Below are 18,406 nucleotides of genomic sequence, written 5' to 3' on the forward strand. Positions count from 1 at the left end.
GAGGCGAAAGCGCAAGAAGCAACGCGCAGTTCGGCCCCCGACCGGCCTCAGCACCCCTCCTCAGACGGGAACACCACCATGTCCGAAACCCTTCAGACCACCGACACCGCCGCCTCCGACGCCGACCTGCTCGCCCAGACCGCGATCGCCGTGCGTGAGGCGGGTTCGGCGCTGCGCGACCGCTTCGGCGAGGTGGTCCGTTACCAGACCCGCGAAGAGCTCATGCGCGCGCTCGCCGCCAACGACGAAACGGCCCTCGATATCCTGCGCCCCCGCCTCACCCGCCTGCGCCCGGACGCCGGCTGGGTGGAGGACGAACTGGACGGCGGGGCGCTGCCGCCCGGCGAATGGTGGGTCGTGGATCCGGCCGAAGGCAACGTCAACCACCTGCACGCCCTGCCGGAGTGGGCGGTGACCGCCACCCTCGTGCGTGAGAACCAGCCGGTGCTCACCGCGGTCCACCTGCCGTTGACCGGCGAGACCTACACCGCGCTCACCGGCGCGGGCGCCTACCTCGACGGCCGGCCGCTGCACGTCTCCCAGACTGCGGACCTCGGCCTGAGCATCGTGGCCACCAGCCAGGCCCGGCCGGACGAGGACGAGAAGGTCGTGCGCCGCGTCGGCTCCTCGATCACCGCGATGCTCTTCGACGCGCTCGTCGTCCGCGCCGCCGTGCCCGCGACCCTGCACCTGCTGAACGTGGCCGCCGGCCGGATCGACGCCTTCTGGCAGTTCGCCGGTGCCCGCGCGGACCTGCTTCCCGGAGCGCTGCTCGTCACCGAGGCCGGCGGACGGATCTCCGACGCCGAGGGCCGCCCCTGGACCCCGCAGAGCCAGAGCTTCCTGGCTGCCGCACCCGGCGTCCACGCCGAGGCCGTATCCACGCTCTCGCGCTGACCGCGCACCACAACCCGCACGCACGGAAGGACCAGATCATCATGACCACGATCGCAGTTCTCGGAAACGGCCGCGTCGGCGGCAACCTGGCCGCAGCCCTCGCCCGGGCAGGACACGAAGTGACCGTGGCGGACCGCACGCCGGGCGTCGCCGCCGACGCCGCCCGGACCGCCCGGATCGTCATCAACGCCACTCCGGGTGCCGGCTCGCTGGACCGGCTCGCCGCTCTGCGCGAAGAACTCCGGGACAAGATCCTCGTCGACGTCTCCAACGCCACCACCGACGGACCGGACGGACTGCCCGCCGATCTGATCTACCCCGGCTCGAGCCTCGCCGAACAACTCCAGGAAGCGCTCCCCGAAACGCGCGTCGTCAAGACACTCAACACCATGCTCTTCCCGGTGATGACCTCGCCGGCCACGCTCCCCCAGACGCCGACCGCGTTCCTCTCCGGCGAGGACCCGCAGGCCAAGCAGACCGTCCGCGAACTGCTCACCGACCTCGGCTGGCAAGAGGAATGGATCACCGATCTCGGCGGGATCCAGACCGCCCGCGCCACAGAGGCCGCGATCCTGTTCGTACCGCACGTCATCCGGTCCGCCGGATTCACACCCTTCGCGATCTCAGTCGCCCGCTGACTGTCGAGCTGCGCCGGCTGGAGATAGCCGGAGACGGCGCGTGGCATGGATGGTTTCACTGGTAAAGGGCCGTTATTCAAAAGCTGCGCTATTCCCAAAAGGCGCCCCGGTAGTTCGTGACCTTGATCCGGCCGCCGTTGGAGCCTCCGCAGAAGCAGAAGCTCTTGATCTTCTGGGCGTGGTCGAGCTGGGAGACCTTCAGGTCCGGGTGCTCCTCGCCGATCTCCTCTAGCAGGCTGGCGGCCATCTCCAGACGCACCCCGACGGAGATGTCCGGCAGTTCGGTCGGCACCCCGAGCCGCTTCAGCAGGTCGGTGGTGGAGGTGACGCCGCGCCGGCCGGTCGCGAGGACCAGGTGGTAACAGCTCACGCGCCGTTCCTCGCCGGGGCCGGTGCGTACGGTGAGCTCCAGGCGCTGGCCGTGTTCCTTGGCGTCGGTGAGCTCGGCGGTGTGCCACAGGTCGACGTTCGGGGCCAGGAGGTCGTGCCATCCGGCGATGACGGTGGCGAGGTCGCTTTCGCCCAGGACCGCGACCGGGTACTCGCGGATCCGCAGACTGTGGGCGGCGAAGGCGTCGACGGCCCGGCCAGTGAGGTTCTCACCGAGCAGGTTGGGTGTGCGGCCGAGCGATTCGGTGAGCCAGGCGAACGCGGTCTCACACAGCTCGCTCGCGCGGTCCACGTCGAGGTGCGGGAGGAGACGTCGGCCGGAGGGCAGCAGGCTCAACTTGGCGCCGTCGCCGTAGTGCATGGAGCCGCCGAACCCGCTGATGACGTTGCAGATCCCGGCGCAGCCGGTGCAGGCGCGGCCGCGGTCGACGGGGCAGGGGCGGCGCCGGTAGGGGCGGCCGGCCTCCAGGAGCAGGATGTCCGTGCCGGGCGCGGCGGTCAGGATCGCGCGGGCGCAGGCCAGGCCGGCCGGTCCGGCTCCCGCGATGACGACCTCTTTGTGCATCGAGAACCCCCAGGGTTCCTGCCGACCGCGCCTGTGTGAAGGAGCGGATCGGATACCGGTGACCGCGCTGGGCCGTACGGCGGCCTGGCGCGGTGCCCCAGGCAATGTCGCCGGGGCGGGGCATCAGCGAAGCGTCCAGCGCCCGGCTGAGGCGATGTCAGGTGGCCTGGAAATGCTGATGAAATCGCCGCGGTTGACCACGCATTTCCAGCTCTGCGGGCCTGTCGCCGTACGCTCGGGGGCCGCTACCGTCGAAAGGACGGTTCAGCGTGGCTACGGCGCGGGGGTCCCCATGGGAAGACCGAACGACACCTTCCGGCTCTTACGCGAGCAGGAGTGGGAAATGAGTCGCCGCGAGGCCGCCGAGTTCCTGGTGAAGAAGTCGATCGAGTACGGCGAACCGGTCCACTGCGTCACACGGACGATCGCCACATGGGAGGACGGCACCACCGCCTGTCCCTCCCTGCCGTACCAGCGCCTGCTCCACAAGGTCACCGGCCGGACCGTCGCCCAGCTCGGGTTCACCGCGCCCACGCCTCGTACGGCCGGGCGCACAACGGAAAGCGATGTCGACATGCGGCGACGCACCATGCTCGTGGGAACCGGCGCCGCGCTGCTGACCGCCGCCCGCCCCGCCCACGGCAACGGCCCCGCTCTCGGCGGCGACCACATTCAGCAGCTCCACGACGCCGAACACACCCTGTACGCCCAGGACCGCAACCACGGCTCCGCCGAGCTCGGGCGCAAGGCCGCCGTAGCCCTGAACACCGCGTACGTCTGGATCCGGCAACGCCGTTACAGCGAGCCCATGGGTCGCCGCCTGCACACCGCCACCGGGAACCTGTCCGTCGCCGCCGGCTGGCTCGCCCTCGACTCCGGCCGCCCCCACGACGCCCAATCCTTCTACACCGAGGCCCTCGCCAGCGCCCGTCAGGCCGACGACCCAGGCCTCGAAGCCCACGCGTTCGCCTGCCTGTCCCTCCTCGCCCACTCAACCGGCCGTCCCCGCGAGGCCGTCACCACCGCCCAGGTCGCCCAGCGCCTTGTCGCCCCGCTCGGTTCTCCGCGCTGGCTGTCCCTCCTCGCCATGCGTGAGGCCCGCGGCTGGGCCCTGCACGGCGACTGCGCCCTGACCGAGCAGGCCATCGTCCACGCACACAACCTCTACGCGAAGGGCCCCAGCGACGCCGACCCCGAATGGCTCGCGTTCTATGTCCCGGCCGAACTCGCCGGGCTTGAATCCCTCTGCCGCGCCGACCTCGGCCAGCACGAGAGGGCCAGCGCTGGAGCCGAGCAGGCCGTCATGCTCTTCGCCGACGGCCACCTACGCAACCGCGCTCTCTACACCGCCGACATCGCCCTCCACCACGCACGCAAGCCCAGCCCCGACCTGGACGCCGCCGCCGACGCCGCCCACCGCACCCTCGCCTACCTGCCCGACGTCCGCTCCGAGCGCCTCCTGCGCGCCCTGCGCGACATCGCCGGAACCCTCCAGCCCCACAACCGCACCCGCGACGTCGCCGACTACCTCGACACCTACCGCGCCGCCGTACCCGCAGCCTGAAGGAACTCCTGTGACCGACTCCCTCACCCTGCGCCGCTACGGCGCCGGCGACGTCGAACTCCTTCTGGACACGCTCGTCGACGCCTGGGCCGACGCACACGCCGAACACCCCGACGTCGCCGAGGCGGGGTTCACCTCCGATGCCCTGCGCCGTCAGATCACCGGCCACGCCCGCCGCGACGACTTCACCCTGGTCGCCGCCTACGCCGACGGCCACCTCATCGGCTACGGCTACGGATTCCGTTGCACCCCCGCCTACTGGTACGGCGAAACCCTCCTCCCTCACATCACCCCCGAAGACGCCCGCACCACCGACTCCCTCGCCGGAATCTGCGAACTCGCCGTACGCCCCGGCTGGCAGGGTCACGGCGTCGGCACCCGCATCCACCAGGCCCTCCTCGACGCCATGCGCCCCCAGTGGGTATCCCTCCTCGCCATGCCCGGCGCCTCCGCACAACGGCTCTACAGCCAACTCGGCTACCGGTACGCCGGGCCGTACAAGAGGGGACCGGACGGACCGGTACTCGACCTGCTTCTCCTCCGCCGAACAGCCTGCTGACCTCCCACGTCTGCGCCGTGGACTGGACGACCGCCGGCCAGATCGCCTCCCAGCCCGCCGCCAACCGCCCTCTGCCCGACACTCCAGGCCGAGAACGAGGGCAGATACAGCGAATGTCCCGTATGTAACGGATGAGGGGCCAGGCACTTCACGACCGCCTGATGTCCTCAGTGCCCGTTCGGTACAGCTGAGTCACACCCTTCAGCCGTCGGTCTTGCGAGGGAACTTCTCTTTCACTTTTACGTCGACCAGCGAGTGCGTAAGCCGGTAGAAGCTGGGGTCCCCGTCCACCAGGAGCGTGTACGTGATTGCCTCTCCTGTTCCCAGGCGGCCACGGCGGATGGTCATACCGTAGTCGCCCCAGTGGCGTTAACGGTCTGAGAGTTGGGGTCTGGCACAAGTTCCGTGAGCGTGCACTGTGAGTGACGGCTGACTGCGGCTCTGGTCTTGGTGATCAGGGCGTGAAATGCTCGTCCGGTCGCTTCAACAGGCGTCGCCGGGGCGCCCGAGGCCCGAGGGCCGAACCAGTGGGAGTAAGAGGCGGTGCAGGCGGCAGCCGTATGCGTGACTCACGATCAGAGTCCTGAGTAGACCCCACTGGGCCCCGGCATCTCGCTCACGCCAGCAGAACTCGCTTGCGGAGAAGTCGGAATCCAGCGCGGCCGAACATCTGCCGTTTGAGCATCTTGATCCGGTTGACTGCTCCTTCGACTGGGCCGGAGTTCCAGTCGGTGGTCAGTCCGGCGGTCACCGCGTCGAAGTCACTTTCCAGCCCGGCCGCGAAGGTACTGACGCCGGGCAGGTCCGACGTCACCACCTCGGTGATCCACTCGGGGAGGCGCAGTCCGTCGAGTGTGGTGAGCATCTCCGCGAACGAGCTGGTCAGGTCGGCGGCGGAGGCCAGTTCCGGGCAGCGGTCAAGTACGGCCTTGCGGTGCAGTTTCTCCTCTTCGGTCAGGGTGGCCGGGTGCCGGGTGAGCCAGCCGGTCACCTGTCGTACCGACAGCGGGGCTGGAGGCGGTGTAATGCCTTCCCGCTGGGGCAGGTCGCGCCGGATCCAGTCGCAGACAATGGTGTAATGACCGCGGAAGCCCCGGGCGGTGATTTCCCGATAGAGGTCGAGGACGGTCACTTTCCCGCCGGTCTCGGCCCAGCGTTCGGCCAGGTAGGGCTTGAACGGGTCGAGCTTGCTCGGGACCTGCCGTTTGCGGCCCTTGGCCATGTCCTGCCAGTGGGCCGCGCGTGCGTACCTCTGCACGGTGTGCCGGCCCCAGCCCAGATGCTGTGCGACTCCCCGCAGGCTCATGCCCTGGGCGAGGAGTTCGTGAACGAGAGCATGGTGGACACGGGCTCGTTCGGCGAGCTTGCCTGTCGGTGCGTCCGTTTCGTCGATCTGGTTGGGGGCTGCCCCGGTCGGCGTCTCCCAGGCCGGCTCCGGCTCTGGGGCCGACAGCGGAAGGTCGCGCAGGCAGGAGCGGTGGGCGGCCACGGTCTTCTCAACGGCCGAGGCGAGGTTCTGCCAGAGGTGGAACCTGTCGGCGACCTGGAGAGCCTGGGGTGCGGCGGTGTCGGCCGCCTCGGCGTAGGCGCCGGCGCGGTCACGGCAGATGACCTCGATTCCGGGATGGGCCGCGAGCCATGGGACGAGGGTGGCGGCGTCGCGCTCGGGCAGCAGGTCGAGGACCTGGTGGGTCTCGGCGTCGATCACGACCGTTCCGTAGACGTGGCCACGCCGCAGCGCGAAGTCGTCCACGCCGACGGCGCGGGGCTGCGTCGCTGCCGGGTCGGGCAGGTCCATCACCCGCCGCAGCAGCGTGTTGCGGCTGGTCGTGATGCCCAGGTGTGCAGCGAGGCGGGCGCCGGCCCTCCCGGCCAGTGCCAGCCCGACCTTGCTCATCGTCGACCGCAGACGCTCGGTGGTCCGGCCATGGCGCCTGGTGAGTCCCGGTACCTGCTCAACGAACGTGCGCCGCGGGCATTCCGGGGTCGCGCAGACGAACCGGCGGACCCGCAGTGCCAGTACGCACGGCCGTCCGGCACAGGCCAGGTCCGCGGGAAAGCGCAGGTAGGAACCGTGGACTTGAGCAGACCAATCCCCGCAGGCCGGGCAACAGGCGTTGCTCGCGGCGCACCGCGCCTCGATGCGGATCACCTCACCGTCCGTCTCGGCGGACGTGATCACGACGTTCGTGTTCGACGGGAACAGCAGCTCTTGCACCGCAGACGGGTCTTCGTTCACGGCGAGTGAATGTCGAGCACATCAGCCATGCGAGGAGCGAAATCAAGGCGACTTCCGAACCCTCGCCGCAAAGATCAACAACTACAACGAGTAGTCAGCCCACACAACTTGGGCCAGACCCCAATTCAGACCGTTAACGCCACGTGCGCCTGGGTGAGTTGTTCCTGGGCGTGAGCCGCCTGCTCCTGCGCGGTGGCTGCGACGCTGGCAAGCGCGGCCGCTGCGGCCTCTTCAGCGGGCCGTGGGGCGGGCAGATGAGTGGAGGGCGGCGCGGGGTTCTTTGCCTTCTGCCAGAGTGCCAGAGCCTCTTGGCGGCGCATCTCCCGTTCCCGGCGCGGTGTGAGCGCGTCGACGGTCTTGACGATGAACTGCTGTGATGGGAGCTTCCTTCCGCTGAAGAATTCCGAGATCGTGCTGCGGGCCTGCCGATCATCAAGGTGTTGCTTTCGCGGCTGGGGCTCGTTGGTGTCGTATGCGCATCCCGGACGAGACTCGTGAGCAACTTGCCGTGAAGTTTGCGGTGTTGTTCCCACATCTGGACGAGCGGCAGCGACGGCTGCTGATGGCGGCGGAGGCCCGCGGGCTGGGACATGGCGGTGTCCGGGCCGTCGCCCGGGCGGCCAGGGTGAGTGAGACAACGGTCCGCAAAGGGGTGTCCGACCTGGAAGCGGGCCAGTGCTTGCTGGGGCGGGTGCGGCGGCCGGGCGGTGGGCGCAAACAGGTCGCGGACCTTGATCCCGGGCTGCGGACCGCGCTGTTGCGGCTGGTCGAGCCGGACGAGCGTGGGGATCCGATGTCGCCGATGCGGTGGACGATCAAGTCGACCCGCACGCTGGCCGCCGAGCTGACCCGCCAGGGGCACCGGATCGGTGCGGACACCGTCGCCGGCCTGCTGCGGCAGGAAGGCTTCCGCCTGCAGGCCAATGCCAAGACGCTCGAGGGCAGTCAGCATGCCGACCGGGACGCCCAGTTCCGGTATCTCAACGAGCAGGCACGCGGTCACCGGGACGCCGGCCAGCCGGTGATCAGCGTGGACACCAAGAAGAAGGAGCTGGTCGGAGACTTCCGCAACGCGGGCCGTTCCTGGCGGCCGACGGGTGATCCGGTGCAGGTGCGCGTCCACGACTTCGCCGACCCGCAGTTGGGCAAGGCCATCCCTTACGGAATCTATGATCTTGCAGCCGACACCGGCTGGGTCAACGTCGGCACCGACCACGACACCGCCGCGTTCGCGGTGGAATCGATTCGCCGCTGGTGGCACGGCCAGGGCCGCGACGCCTACCCGCAGGCCTCACGTCTGCTGATCACCGCCGACGCGGGCAGATCCAACGGCTATCGCACCCGGGCCTGGAAACTCCACCTCGCCCGCCTGGCCGCCGAAACCGGCCTGACCATCACAGTCTGCCACCTGCCGCCAGGCACATCGAAGTGGAACAAGATCGAGCACCGACTCTTCTCCCACATCACGATGAACTGGCGCGGCCGCCCGCTGACCAGCCACGAAGTCATCCTCGAATCGATCGCTGCGACCACCACCCGCACCGGACTGCGCGTGAAGGCCGAACTCGACACCAACACCTACCCCACCGGCATCGGCGTCGGCGATGCCGAGATGGCGGCCCTGCCGCTGACCCGCCACGTCTTCCACGGCGAGTGGAACTATGCCCTGCATCCCCAGCAGGTCCCCGCCATCCCGGCACCCCGCAACGGCAGAGACCGGCTGGAAAGGCAGTGGAATCCGGCCCTGCTGTCCGATCCGGTACTGACCGGCCTGACCCCACACCAGTTGCAGCAGCTCATCCAGACCCTGGCCCCGCAAGGAGACACACACCGCGGCCGCCCGCCCCGGCTCGCCTTCCCCGACCAGGTTCTGGCCACCGTGCTCCACCTGCGCATCAACCTGGCCGCGGAGCCCCTCGCCGTGCTCTTCAACAGCAGCCGCACCGCCATGCACCGCACCCTGCTGAAGATCAGGCGCCTGCTCGAAGCGCAGAGCATCGCCATCTTGCCGGCCACCACCCCACCGGCCCTCCTGGCAACCCTTCAAGCCAGAGTCGCCGCCCTCAGCAACGACCCCAACCACAAGATCAAGACGACATGTTAATGATCGGCAGGCCCTTAGGGACGACTAGGAATGACTAGAAAATCTGTAGCAGTTTCCACCCTCAGGACTTTTAATCAGCCCTGGGTACCGGGCAGCCCAGCAATTGTTCCCGGTTCGAAGGAATCCGATACAGATCCCCCACGCACAGCAGCCTGCATGGCCAAGGAGCCCTGCTCAGCTACCTGGTGAACGCAGGTAGCCGGCTCGCTCCGCGCCATGGCAGCGAGGTCTTCCAGCAGCGTATCGGCCACCAGCTCCTCGACCACGGCGATGCCGTGCTCCGTCATGGCTTGGGCTATCTCGTGGTCCCAGGGCGCTTCAGTGATGCGTCCGGGGTGAGGGCCGAGCGTGTTGCAAGCGACGGCGGCTCGGTAGTCCGCTGCTGTCATACGCCAGGGGTGCGCCCGTGTCTTGTCCATGACGTATGCGGCAATGCGGATGCCTTCGCCGTCGAAGTCGCCGTGGTAGCGAAGGGTGGCGCCCTCGTCGGCGAGGAGGCGCAGGAGTTGGATCGCGGCGCTGTTGGGCCAGCCGGACGTGCAGACGAGAGGGGGGCAGTCGGGGCCGAAGCGCCGCAGGGCGAGGGCCAAGATGCTGGGGTTTTCCACCACGTGGATGACATGTGGGGCGGGGGTGGGGGGCAAGGTGAGTTCGCCGGGGTTGCGGACCTGGGCGAGGGTGAGGCTGGCGGCCTGGCCGGCCTCGGTACACAGGCGGGTCATTCGGGCGAGTAGGCCGTCGCCGCCGAGGCGTAGTCCGCCGACGATGACGGTGGCGGACAGCTCGTCGTCGGCGATGCCTGCGCGGCTCCACAGGGCGCGTCGTTGCGCTGAGGATTGTGGTGGAGCAGCGTCGTACAGAGTGGCAAGGGCGCGCAGGACGAGTGTGGACAGGGGGGTTCCGTCGTCGAGGATGTGTGCTTGGCCGTTGAGGACACGAGCGGCGAAGACGGGCAGGGGTTCAGCCTGGCTGGGGAGTTCGGCGAGTACCTTGAGCCCGTCGGTGAGTAGCGCACGGGTGCGCTCGACTGAGCCGCCGATCAGGCCTGCGGTCCGGCAGGAAGCGGCCCAGTCAGCAAGCACCGGCTGCGCCCGTAGTGTGTCGTGGTCGGCCAGCCAGGCCCACAGCGTTGAGCGTTCGTCGTTTTGGCGGCGCCGTTCGCTGGCTCTATCGCCGAGCGGTCCGACGAGGAGGGTGACAGCCTCTCGGACGGTTTGGCCGCAGAGTTCGGTGACGGCTTCCTCCACGTGGGCCAGGGTCACGAAGGGGCGGGAGCCTGGCAAGCGGTCGAGGCCGAGGAGATCGGCGAGGGCTTCTTGTTGGGGCTCGTCCAGCGGTCCGAGACGTATCCGCGTGACGGGGCGGCCGGTGGAGAGACGCTCGTGCAGCGTCTGCCACAGGGGCCGGAGTTCGGGGCGGCGCAGGGTGGCTTCGCCGGGGGCGGGTTGTGTGCCGGTCGTGGCGTTGGTGGTGGTCATTGCGCTTCCATGCTGGTGCCGTTCCAGACGAAGCGTGCGCTGGTGACGGCTTCGTCGTCACGGTCGGTGAGGAGTTGATGGACGGCGATGCCGGGCAGCTCGCGGTAGGTGCCCCACTCGTGGTCGGAGGTGATCATGAGGTCGAGGTCGAGTGCGGTGAGCAGGGCGAAGACTTGTCCTCGGTTGACGGTGTCGACGCCGACGAAGACCTCGTCGAGCAGGATCGGGCGGGGCGCGAGGGGCACGTCCTCGTAGTGGGCGGCGACGGCGGCGAACAGCGGCAGGTGCAGGGCGATGGCCTTCTCCCCGCCGGACAGAGCACCGTGCAGTCGCTTGGTCAGCGGTTGCCAGCCGTGTCCGTCCGCCCGGTCGAGACGGACGGTGAAGCTGTGCCAGGCGGTGTAGTCGAGCACCTCGCCGAGGTGCTCCTCCCAGCTCGCGGCCGTGTCGCTGCTCTTGGCCTCCTCGATGCGGGTGCGGAAGAAAGCGTGCAGGGCCTCCCGGTCGGACTCGGTGAGTCGGCCGGGGTCCTTCAGGAGCAGCTGGCGGGCGGTGCGGGTGCTGTCGGGGAGGTCTGGGCGGACGTCCCAGACGAGCTGGACTGCGACGTTGGAGGCGGTTCGGACTCGCTCCAAGTGGCCGTTCATGTGCGCGACGAGTTCGCCGGCCCGGCGGATTCGAGCGGCAAGGTGACGGCGGATGTCACCGGTGAGGATCTGGTCGAACAGACGCCGTTCAGTGGTGTTGATGTCGCCGCGGCTGCGGTCGCGTTCCTGGGTGAGTGTGGTGAGCAGGCCGGTCGCGCCGACGCGTACGCCGTCCAAGCTGGCGGTGAAGAGCTGGACGTCGTCGTCGGGCTCCAGGTCCAGGTCGGCACGGACCCCGAGATGTCCGCGAGCCTCGTGGACGGCCTCGGAGAGACGGGTCGCAGCGTCGCCGAGGTTGCGTGGTGCGTGCGCAAGATTGGGCCACTGGGCTGTGGTGGCGCGGGCGGCCTCCAACGTGGCCTTGGTGCCGTCTGCGAAGGTGAGTTCCGGTTGGAATCCGGCGTCCTCGGCCAGGCCAACGAGGCACAGATGCCGAAAGCGGTGCGCCGCGCTGTCTCGGGCCGCGACGGCCTTCTCGCGTCGCTCGGCATCCTGGCTGCTGGTGGCTTTCAGTTCTCCGATGCGACCTTCCAGGTCCACGAGGAGACCGTTCGCCCGTCGGGCGTCGTCCCTGCAGCGGTCCCGTTCGGCGCGCGCCTGCGCGACGCGGGCGACGATCTGCCGGTAGTCCTCGCCGACGGTCGCCTCCACCGCGTGCAGGCGCGCCGTCATTCCGGCGGCCTTTGCCTCAGCATCAGCTGCGTCCTTAACCCGCTCGTGCGCGATGCGGCGGGACTGGTCCGCTTGCACCGCTTTCTGGCGTGCCCGCTCGGCGGTGGTAGCCGCTGTAAGGCGGGCATCGACCCAGCTGTCGGCGAGGTCGCGAAAACGCTCGATGTCGCCGGACAGGGTCCGCAACCGGTCGCGGTCGGTGGGCAGTCCGTGTTCTGCTGCCCGGCGGCTCAGCACGCGCAGGGCGTCCGCCACGCCGCTCTCACACCGAGCCAGGCGCGTGGTCGCATCGCGTACGACCTCGTCCCGGGCGGCCACCACCTCCTCGGCCCGGTCCCAGTGCCGTCGGCGGGCGTCGAGTTCAACGTGGTCGGGCCGGGCATCTTGGTCGGCATCCAGCCGGGCGGCTCGGGCGTCGAGCTCATGGAGCTGGTCGTCGAGGGCGGCGAGGGTGCCTTCCGTCTCCTCCAGGCGCCTGGTCAGTTCGGCGACCTTGCGTTGCCGGGTCCGCTGGCGGGCGAGAGCACCGATGAAGGCGGGTTCCGGCTTGCTCCAGGTCCCGGTGGCCAGCGCGAGGCGCCAGGCTCCTGCGGCAGAGACGGCCGCAGGATGGCCGCTGGGCAGGGTAGTGCCGTACGCGATGCCGGCGAGGATTCGGGTCACCGTCTCGGCCGGGACGGGGATGTCCTGTTCTGGGTGCAGCACGTCGAGCAGGTTGGGACCCGGGGCGGTCGAGGCCAGGACGGCTTCGAGGCGGGTATCGTGACCCGGCAGCGTGATCTGGTCCACGGGGCTGACCCACGCATCCAACAGACCCGAGGCCTCCAGTGCGGCTTCTACCGCTGCCTGGACGGCAACCGGCACACTTTCGTGGAAGGCCACCAACCGCCACAAGGGCGCTCCCGCCGCCGGGCTACGCACGGTAGTGCGCGTCAGCGGAACAGGCGGTGGCAGGTCGGCCTCGCCGTTGAGCCGATGCACCTGCTCCTCGAGCCTGTCCCGCTCCTCCCCCAGACCTCGGCGCGCGACGTGTACACCGCCTCGCGCGGTGGTGATCTCCTGCTCCAGCGGTCGCGCGGCAGCATCGACCACGGCGCGCACATCCGCTTCGACCGCCGCCCTGGCTGCCAGTTCGCCAGGGTCGGCAATGCTCAGCTCCGTACAGTGTGCAGCCCAGGCCAGCAGCCGTTGTGCCTGCCCGGCGACGGCGTCGTCCCAGGCTGCAGCGCTCTCGTCCCGGTGGACGATCGCCTCTGCGAGCCTGGTGCGCGCCTCGTCCAGCAGGCCCTCGGCAGTGCCCCGGTCACGTACGGCGCGGTCGTGCCCTTCGATGGCCTCGATGATGTGGGTGACCTGCTCACGTCGGGTGGTGACCGCGCCCCGGAGCAGTCGGCGCGCCGGGCGGGCTGAGTCCTGTCGCGGCGTACGAGAAGGGGCAGCGAAATCTTCGGGTCGTTCTCTGCCCGTCCCGTTTGCTGGGCCGTCGCTGAAAGGGGCCGCCAGTTCTGTATCGAGAATCGCCCCCACCTCGTGGTGGACGGATTGCATGCCCGAGGCCCGGGCCGCTCGATGCGCTTCGTCTGCGGCTTCACGCGCGTGCTCATCGAGGGCACGGGCGTGCCCCGCAATCTCGTCGGCGAGCTTTTCGTCCTTGTCCGCTCCAGTTCCGGCGGACTGAGCGATGATATGCCGCTGCTTGGCGGCTGCCACCAGGTCTGCGGTGTCGCGGCGAAGTCGGTCGAGTTCTGTCCCCTTTTGGTAGGCGTCGCTTTCCCGCAGCCCCTCGACGGTCTCTTCCAGGGCGTGCGCCCGCAGCTCCTGTTCATCGCGCAGGATTTGGGTTGCTTCGCGTTGCGTGAGCGCCTCGTTGAGTTCCTCGGCGCTCTGGCGGGCGGCCCGGGTGAGGCCGTCCATGTCGGTCGTCGCGGAGATAAGTCCGGCCGCGCCTGCGCGCAGGACCCGGCGGGCATAGGCGCGCTGTCGGGATGCGACGCTCTCGGCCGCCGCTACTTCGGCATCGAGCCGGTCGAGATGCTCACGCTGGCGGTCCAGACGCTCAAAGCCCTCGGCCAGCTCGGTGATCTCTGCCTCCCCCAGCGGGGGCAAAGCGCGCGACAGCAGGGTGGACAGCAAGGAGGGGTCGAGTCGTTCGGACAGCTTGGGCTGGCGCAGCTGGAGCAGCGCGGAGAGCAGCGATTCGTAACGCTGCTCCGTCATGCCGGCGAACAGGGTGCGCCGGACAGTGCTGCGGTAGTCGGTGGCTGACGGGTGCACCTCGCCTTTGTCGCGCAGCGCTTCGGCGAGAGCGGCTTTGGACAGCGGCTGCCCCGCCTCGTTGACGAGGGATACGCCGTCGTTGTGGGCGATCCGAGAGCCGGTGGTGAAGTACTCAGCGTGTGCCGTGCTGGTGTGCACGCTCGCGTGCAGGCGAGCACCGCAGCTGAACCACTGCTCGATGCCGTCGTCGTCGACGCGGCGAAACTCCATCCACACGTACCCCACGCGCGTCTTGCCGGTGGATCCCGCGCCCAGCATGTTCCAGTGCATGGTTCGTTCCGAACCGCCGAACGTGGAGAGGCGGTTAGGGCGGAGGCTGGCGTCGAAAAGGAAGGGGAGCAGCAGCTCCAGGGCCTTGGACTTGCCGGAGCCGTTCTGGCCGCGCAACAGCAGGCGCCCTTGGTGGAAGGTGAAAGTTTCGTCGTAGTAGCGCCAGACGTTGAGGATGCCCGCACGGTGGGGCTGCCAGCGGCTGCGAGCGGCGTCCGATGCTGGAGCGGGCGGCAGTTCGGTGCTCTCCTCGGGCCGTCCTTGCAGGGGTAGCGTGGTCACGTTCACTGCGTGTCTCCTTGCGCGGCAACGCCCCTGGAAGCGGTTGTTCCTTGCGGATCGTTCTTCGGGCTCGAGCTCGTGGGTGGATCCGTGGTCGGGCTCGTGGTCTGCGTCAAGCGGTAGCGGTATGCGGCCGGTTGTGCGAAGACGCGGTCCCCGGCTCTGTCGGCCAAGCCGACATCGAGCAGGACGCGTACGGCGTCGTCGGCCAGCCGTGCCGGACCGTCCTCGGACTGATACGCCTTGGCCCAGCCCGGAAAGCGGCGCAACTGATCGGCTCCGGCTTCGGCCAGTTGCTCGGGCAGCATCCCTGCGGGCGTTGCACAAAGCGGTTCGAGCAGGAGCAACGCTGCGACACGGGCGGTGGAGGTGTCGTCGGGAAAGCGGACGTCGGTGGCGATGCCATCCGGATCGACGAGGAGAAAACCCTCGGCCCGTTCTTCCAGGAGGAACCCGGCCTGTTCGACCGAACGGCGCAGGATCTGGCGACCAGTCAGGGAGGTGACATACGCGAGCTCGTCCTCGGCAAGGTCAGCCCGGTACAGCACGGGGTCGTCGAAGAGTCGGCGCAGCACCGAATGGCGCAGTTTCAGGTTGCGTTGAGCGTCCGTGGTGGCGCTCTCGCCGGACACCTCATGGGCCGCCCCCTCGCCTACCGCGCCGCCGTAGCGGCGCTCCTGGACCAGGCCGGTCAGGAGGTCCTCAAACCGCGCGGGCACCTCGTCCGGGGGCACGGCGAGGCGGGAGGCACCGACGGGCGCGGCCGGCAGCCGCATCAGCAGCGTGCTGTCCACCCGGTAGAGCACCTTCGCCTCCGCAGAGTCGACGTACGCCTCGGTCGTGCCGTCCACGACACGCAGCACTTCGTACGACTCAAACAGCTTCAGGACGTCGACGAACGCCATGCGCTCCGGGCGATGGACCGGGTCGAACGCCGGTAGTGCCCTGTCGGCCGCTGTAGCCTGAACAACGCGGTCGGCGAGCATACCGATGGTCGTCATCGGCATCGACAGCAACTCGGCCGCGATGACGCAGAACAAGACGTAGCGCCGGCGGTCGAACGGTGCCCGGCCCGACCGTGTCCTGCGCGCCGGGCGGGAACCGTCAGGGCTCGCGCGGATCTTGGCGAGGCGGGCATACCCACGGCGGGGCTCCACGACCAAACTCCAGCCGCACGTGTAGTCGAACCAACGGGCCAGCGGGTCACGACGACGTCGTACCAGTTCAAATCCGGTCGGGTCGGCGGCTTCGGTGAGCAGCGGACGGGCCAGGAGGAGGCGGATGGCACGGGCGACCTCTTCGCGCTCCGCGGAGGCCAGTTGGTTGGCGAGCGTGCTCATCCAGCCGCCTCCTGCCCCGTGGCGACGCCAACTGCCGAAAAAGCAGGCGCTCCGCCCGCGGCCAGGATGTGGACGACGTAGTCCGGGCCCGCCAGCGTCCCCTTCGTGGTGTGCAAGACGGCGGTATGCACGTCGGGCGGCGGCGCCAACGTGACTTCCACCTGGCCGTCCCCGGTCGTGGCCCGCCGCAGACCACCCGCGTCCGCCGGGGCGGCCAGGGCCCGGCCCAACAGGTCCAGCAGGTGGTCGAAGACCGCCGGGTCCAGGGCGCCGAAGGAGGACAGCCGCACGGGGCCGTCCGTTGCCAGCGCCTGCCGGGCGCGCGCGAGTTGCGCCCGCTGCGCACGTGCCCGCTCGGCACGCTCGGACCTCACCGTCGCAACGTCTCTCACTTTGCCGGTGCGGGTGAAGCGTTCGGTGCGTCCACTGGTCCGCAGCAGCGCCGACACCTCCACCGCAGGCGCCTCGCGCCAAGAATGGGACGAGGGGATCAGCTCCGGGTCGGGGTGGGCGAGGTGGGCGTGACGTGCCGGGCCGAGGCCGAAGGCCGTCGACCACAGTCGGTGCAGATCGTCTTCCTCGCCAGCGGCAGCGAACCAGCGCGCCAGTTCCCGAAAGTCCTGTACAGCGCTGGAGGACCGGCGCCGGGACTCGTTGATGCGCTCCAGGACCTGCAGGAGCGAGACGATGGCGCGCCGGGCAATGTCGTGCAGCTGCTCAATCCGGGGGCGCGCCCCGTCATCCGGCAGGAACCAGGCCCGCAAGCCTGTCCAGCGTGCCCGCCGGCTCTCCAGCCAGCCAGCCGCGGGGTCCTCCCCCGGCACCGGTGGCAGCTCCGCGCCCCGCAGGGCCCGCTCGCGCAGCACCGCGATGCCCCGCTCCTCCACACGCGCCACGGCGGCGGCAACCATCTCGCCGCGCCGGTCGAGATTGACCAGGAACTCCTGCAGGTAGGCGACGGTGGCGGCCTTGACTTCACGAAATACGTCCAGGTCCACGCCCTCGGCGCGCAGGAGCCTCTGCAGCTGACCGTTGAAGGCCTTGGTGTTCTCCACCAGGGCCTCAAGATGGCCCTCCAGCTCCCGCAGGGTAGTGAAGATGCGGCGGTCGGCCGCGGCGGTTTCACCAGACAGCACGGTCAGCTCGTCGAGCCGATCGATGATCGCCTCCAGCACCGCGGTCTGCAGCGCCCCCGTCGAGGCCAGCACCTCCAAAGCGTGCCGTAGGCCGGCCAGTGCGGCCTCCCCCCGGCGGGTCAGCGAGTAGGACAAGTTACGCCGCTCATACTCCTCGGCCGTACGGTAGTTCTCGGCATGGTTGTGCACCACATCGAGGAGCCCCCACCCCACCAGTCGCTTCAAGGTGTCATGCAACTCCTCGTCCTCGAGGTCCGCGATCCAGCCCACCGTACGCAGCCGCTCGCGAACGCCATCAAGCCCCAGCGTGGTCTCCAAGTACTCGCCGGCCACCCCGAACGCCTCGAGGACGGCCCCATTGAGGTCTGCCTTCTCCCCCGTGGTGAACCGGAACATCTCCGCCGGAACCCTGCGCATACCCCTACGTCCTCTCCTTCACCGCCACCCCTACGAGATCACGTCCGCTGCAGTGGTGTATCGACGGCCACTCGGTGATCTCGTTTTGAGGCTATACGGAGAGTTCGACCGAAAGGACAGTCCCAGCGGCTTCTGACCGGGATGAGCGCACAGAGCCCATCGGCTCGGACTTCTCACGAGATCTCGGGACGTGGGCCACGGACGGGAGAACTGTCCTGAGCTGTGGGGGAGCGCAACACAACCACGATGGAAACCATTGGGGTAGGAGCATCTGTTCGCCTGCTCGTGGTCCCCATGATCCATTGCTGATCAACTGCGGTTGCCGAAGGAGGACACCGTGGCCGCTGTCCTCCATCAACTCCCACCCAGCATGGAAGAGGACGTAGTGAAGAACGTTCGCCGCGGGGCTGTTGCCCTCATCATCGCCTTCGCCGCCGGCACGGGCATCGTGATACCGACCGGTGCGCAGGCAGCACCGACCTACTGGACCTTCCACAACTTCAGGTTCAACACGTGCTTGACAGGCGGTGACAGCGGGACCGCCTTTGGCACGCTGTGCAACGGTGCCGATCGCCAGGACTGGGACTGGGTCGGAAGTGGCGACTGGAAGCAGCTCAAGAACCGGGAAACCGGGCTCTGCCTCATGACGGACAACAAGACCGACGTCAACGCCGTCTGGACGAGCAGCTGCAACAGTGCCGCAGATGGTCAGCGGTGGTACTACACAGCCAACTTGTTCCGGCTGCAGGGGATGCTTGGCAGCGGCAACGAGTCCCTTGTGCGGACGAGCGACGTGAAAGACGCAATTTACGCCACAGATGGTGGGCAAGTCGAAGAGACCTACTACCAGTGGGACGGCCTTCACAACTGAGGCAGGCAGCCTCGATGCGACTGGATGGCCCGAAGGTCGCCAGCCCCCGTGGGACCAGTG

Annotated in this window: 12 protein-coding genes; 6 read left to right on the plus strand and 6 right to left on the minus strand. The window is 68.9% G+C overall.

The genetic code is table 11. From position 1 onward, the window contains the following. The first annotated feature begins 78 nt into the window (after window positions 1-78). Together ACWC24_RS32890 and ACWC24_RS32895 are read left to right on the plus strand one after the other, a co-directional pair. The gene (locus tag ACWC24_RS32890) at window positions 79-897 is read left to right on the plus strand and encodes a 3'(2'),5'-bisphosphate nucleotidase CysQ (protein ID WP_450666551.1); all 819 of its coding nucleotides are present in this window, start codon (window positions 79-81) and stop codon (window positions 895-897) included. A gap of 41 nt (window positions 898-938) precedes the next feature. Next, the gene (locus ACWC24_RS32895; RefSeq protein WP_450666552.1) at window positions 939-1,535 is read left to right on the plus strand and encodes an NADPH-dependent F420 reductase; all 597 of its coding nucleotides are present in this window, start codon (window positions 939-941) and stop codon (window positions 1,533-1,535) included. Between the two features lie 88 nt (window positions 1,536-1,623). Here the strand turns inward: ACWC24_RS32895 and ACWC24_RS32900 are convergent, their stop codons facing one another. Next, the gene (locus tag ACWC24_RS32900) at window positions 1,624-2,490 is read right to left on the minus strand and encodes a hypothetical protein (protein WP_450666553.1); all 867 of its coding nucleotides are present in this window, start codon (window positions 2,488-2,490) and stop codon (window positions 1,624-1,626) included. 343 nt (window positions 2,491-2,833) lie between these two features. Here ACWC24_RS32900 and ACWC24_RS32905 point away from each other — a divergent pair, with 343 nt between their 5' ends. Next, window positions 2,834-4,054, plus strand: a complete 1,221-nt coding sequence (locus ACWC24_RS32905; protein WP_450666554.1) for a hypothetical protein — start codon at window positions 2,834-2,836, stop codon at window positions 4,052-4,054. A gap of 10 nt (window positions 4,055-4,064) precedes the next feature. Further along, window positions 4,065-4,613: an N-acetyltransferase family protein gene (locus tag ACWC24_RS32910; RefSeq protein ID WP_450666555.1), complete on the plus strand. Its 549-nt coding sequence runs from the start codon at window positions 4,065-4,067 to the stop codon at window positions 4,611-4,613. A gap of 616 nt (window positions 4,614-5,229) precedes the next feature. Here ACWC24_RS32910 and ACWC24_RS32915 read toward each other — a convergent pair. Further along, entirely contained in the window at window positions 5,230-6,852 is a 1,623-nt protein-coding gene (locus tag ACWC24_RS32915; protein WP_450666556.1) for an ISL3 family transposase, read from the minus strand. 472 nt (window positions 6,853-7,324) lie between these two features. On the opposite strand from ACWC24_RS32915, the gene ACWC24_RS32920 reads away from it, so the two are divergent. Next, on the plus strand, window positions 7,325-8,956 hold the full coding sequence (locus ACWC24_RS32920; RefSeq protein WP_450666557.1) for an ISAzo13 family transposase: 1,632 nt from the start codon (window positions 7,325-7,327) through the stop codon (window positions 8,954-8,956). 74 nt (window positions 8,957-9,030) lie between these two features. Here ACWC24_RS32920 and ACWC24_RS32925 read toward each other — a convergent pair whose 3' ends face one another. Genes ACWC24_RS32925 through ACWC24_RS32940 form a run of 4 tightly spaced genes read right to left on the minus strand, consistent with a single transcriptional unit; the run spans window position 9,031 to window position 17,475 of the window. After that, on the minus strand, window positions 9,031-10,434 hold the full coding sequence (locus tag ACWC24_RS32925; protein WP_450666558.1) for a TIGR02679 family protein: 1,404 nt from the start codon (window positions 10,432-10,434) through the stop codon (window positions 9,031-9,033). Then, on the minus strand, window positions 10,431-14,582 hold the full coding sequence (locus tag ACWC24_RS32930) for a TIGR02680 family protein (RefSeq protein WP_450666580.1): 4,152 nt from the start codon (window positions 14,580-14,582) through the stop codon (window positions 10,431-10,433). Before ACWC24_RS32930 ends, ACWC24_RS32925 begins: the two co-directional genes overlap by 4 nt. A 2-nt stretch (window positions 14,583-14,584) precedes the next feature. Further along, window positions 14,585-15,922: a TIGR02678 family protein gene (locus ACWC24_RS32935; RefSeq protein ID WP_450666559.1), complete on the minus strand. Its 1,338-nt coding sequence runs from the start codon at window positions 15,920-15,922 to the stop codon at window positions 14,585-14,587. Then, complete coding sequence (locus ACWC24_RS32940; protein WP_450666560.1) at window positions 15,919-17,475, minus strand: TIGR02677 family protein; 1,557 nt, start codon at window positions 17,473-17,475, stop codon at window positions 15,919-15,921. The genes ACWC24_RS32935 and ACWC24_RS32940 overlap by 4 nt, the downstream gene beginning before the upstream one ends. Before the next feature lie 337 nt (window positions 17,476-17,812). Between ACWC24_RS32940 and ACWC24_RS32945 the strand changes: the two genes are divergently transcribed. Further along, window positions 17,813-18,346, plus strand: coding sequence for an RICIN domain-containing protein (locus ACWC24_RS32945; RefSeq protein WP_450666561.1), 534 nt, complete (start codon window positions 17,813-17,815; stop codon window positions 18,344-18,346). The last annotated feature ends 60 nt before the right edge of the window (window positions 18,347-18,406 follow it).

It is taken from the genome of Streptomyces sp. NPDC001443, assembly GCF_053597355.1.

Coding starts and splice junctions, on each gene's coding strand:
- ACWC24_RS32890 (WP_450666551.1), top strand. CDS start 79: ATGTCCGAAACCCTTCAGACCACCGACACCGCCGCCTCCGACGCCGAC.
- ACWC24_RS32895 (WP_450666552.1), top strand. CDS start 939: ATGACCACGATCGCAGTTCTCGGAAACGGCCGCGTCGGCGGCAACCTG.
- ACWC24_RS32900 (WP_450666553.1), bottom strand. CDS start 2,490: ATGCACAAAGAGGTCGTCATCGCGGGAGCCGGACCGGCCGGCCTGGCC.
- ACWC24_RS32905 (WP_450666554.1), top strand. CDS start 2,834: ATGAGTCGCCGCGAGGCCGCCGAGTTCCTGGTGAAGAAGTCGATCGAG.
- ACWC24_RS32920 (WP_450666557.1), top strand. CDS start 7,325: ATGCGCATCCCGGACGAGACTCGTGAGCAACTTGCCGTGAAGTTTGCG.
- ACWC24_RS32925 (WP_450666558.1), bottom strand. CDS start 10,434: ATGACCACCACCAACGCCACGACCGGCACACAACCCGCCCCCGGCGAA.
- ACWC24_RS32935 (WP_450666559.1), bottom strand. CDS start 15,922: ATGAGCACGCTCGCCAACCAACTGGCCTCCGCGGAGCGCGAAGAGGTC.
- ACWC24_RS32940 (WP_450666560.1), bottom strand. CDS start 17,475: ATGCGCAGGGTTCCGGCGGAGATGTTCCGGTTCACCACGGGGGAGAAG.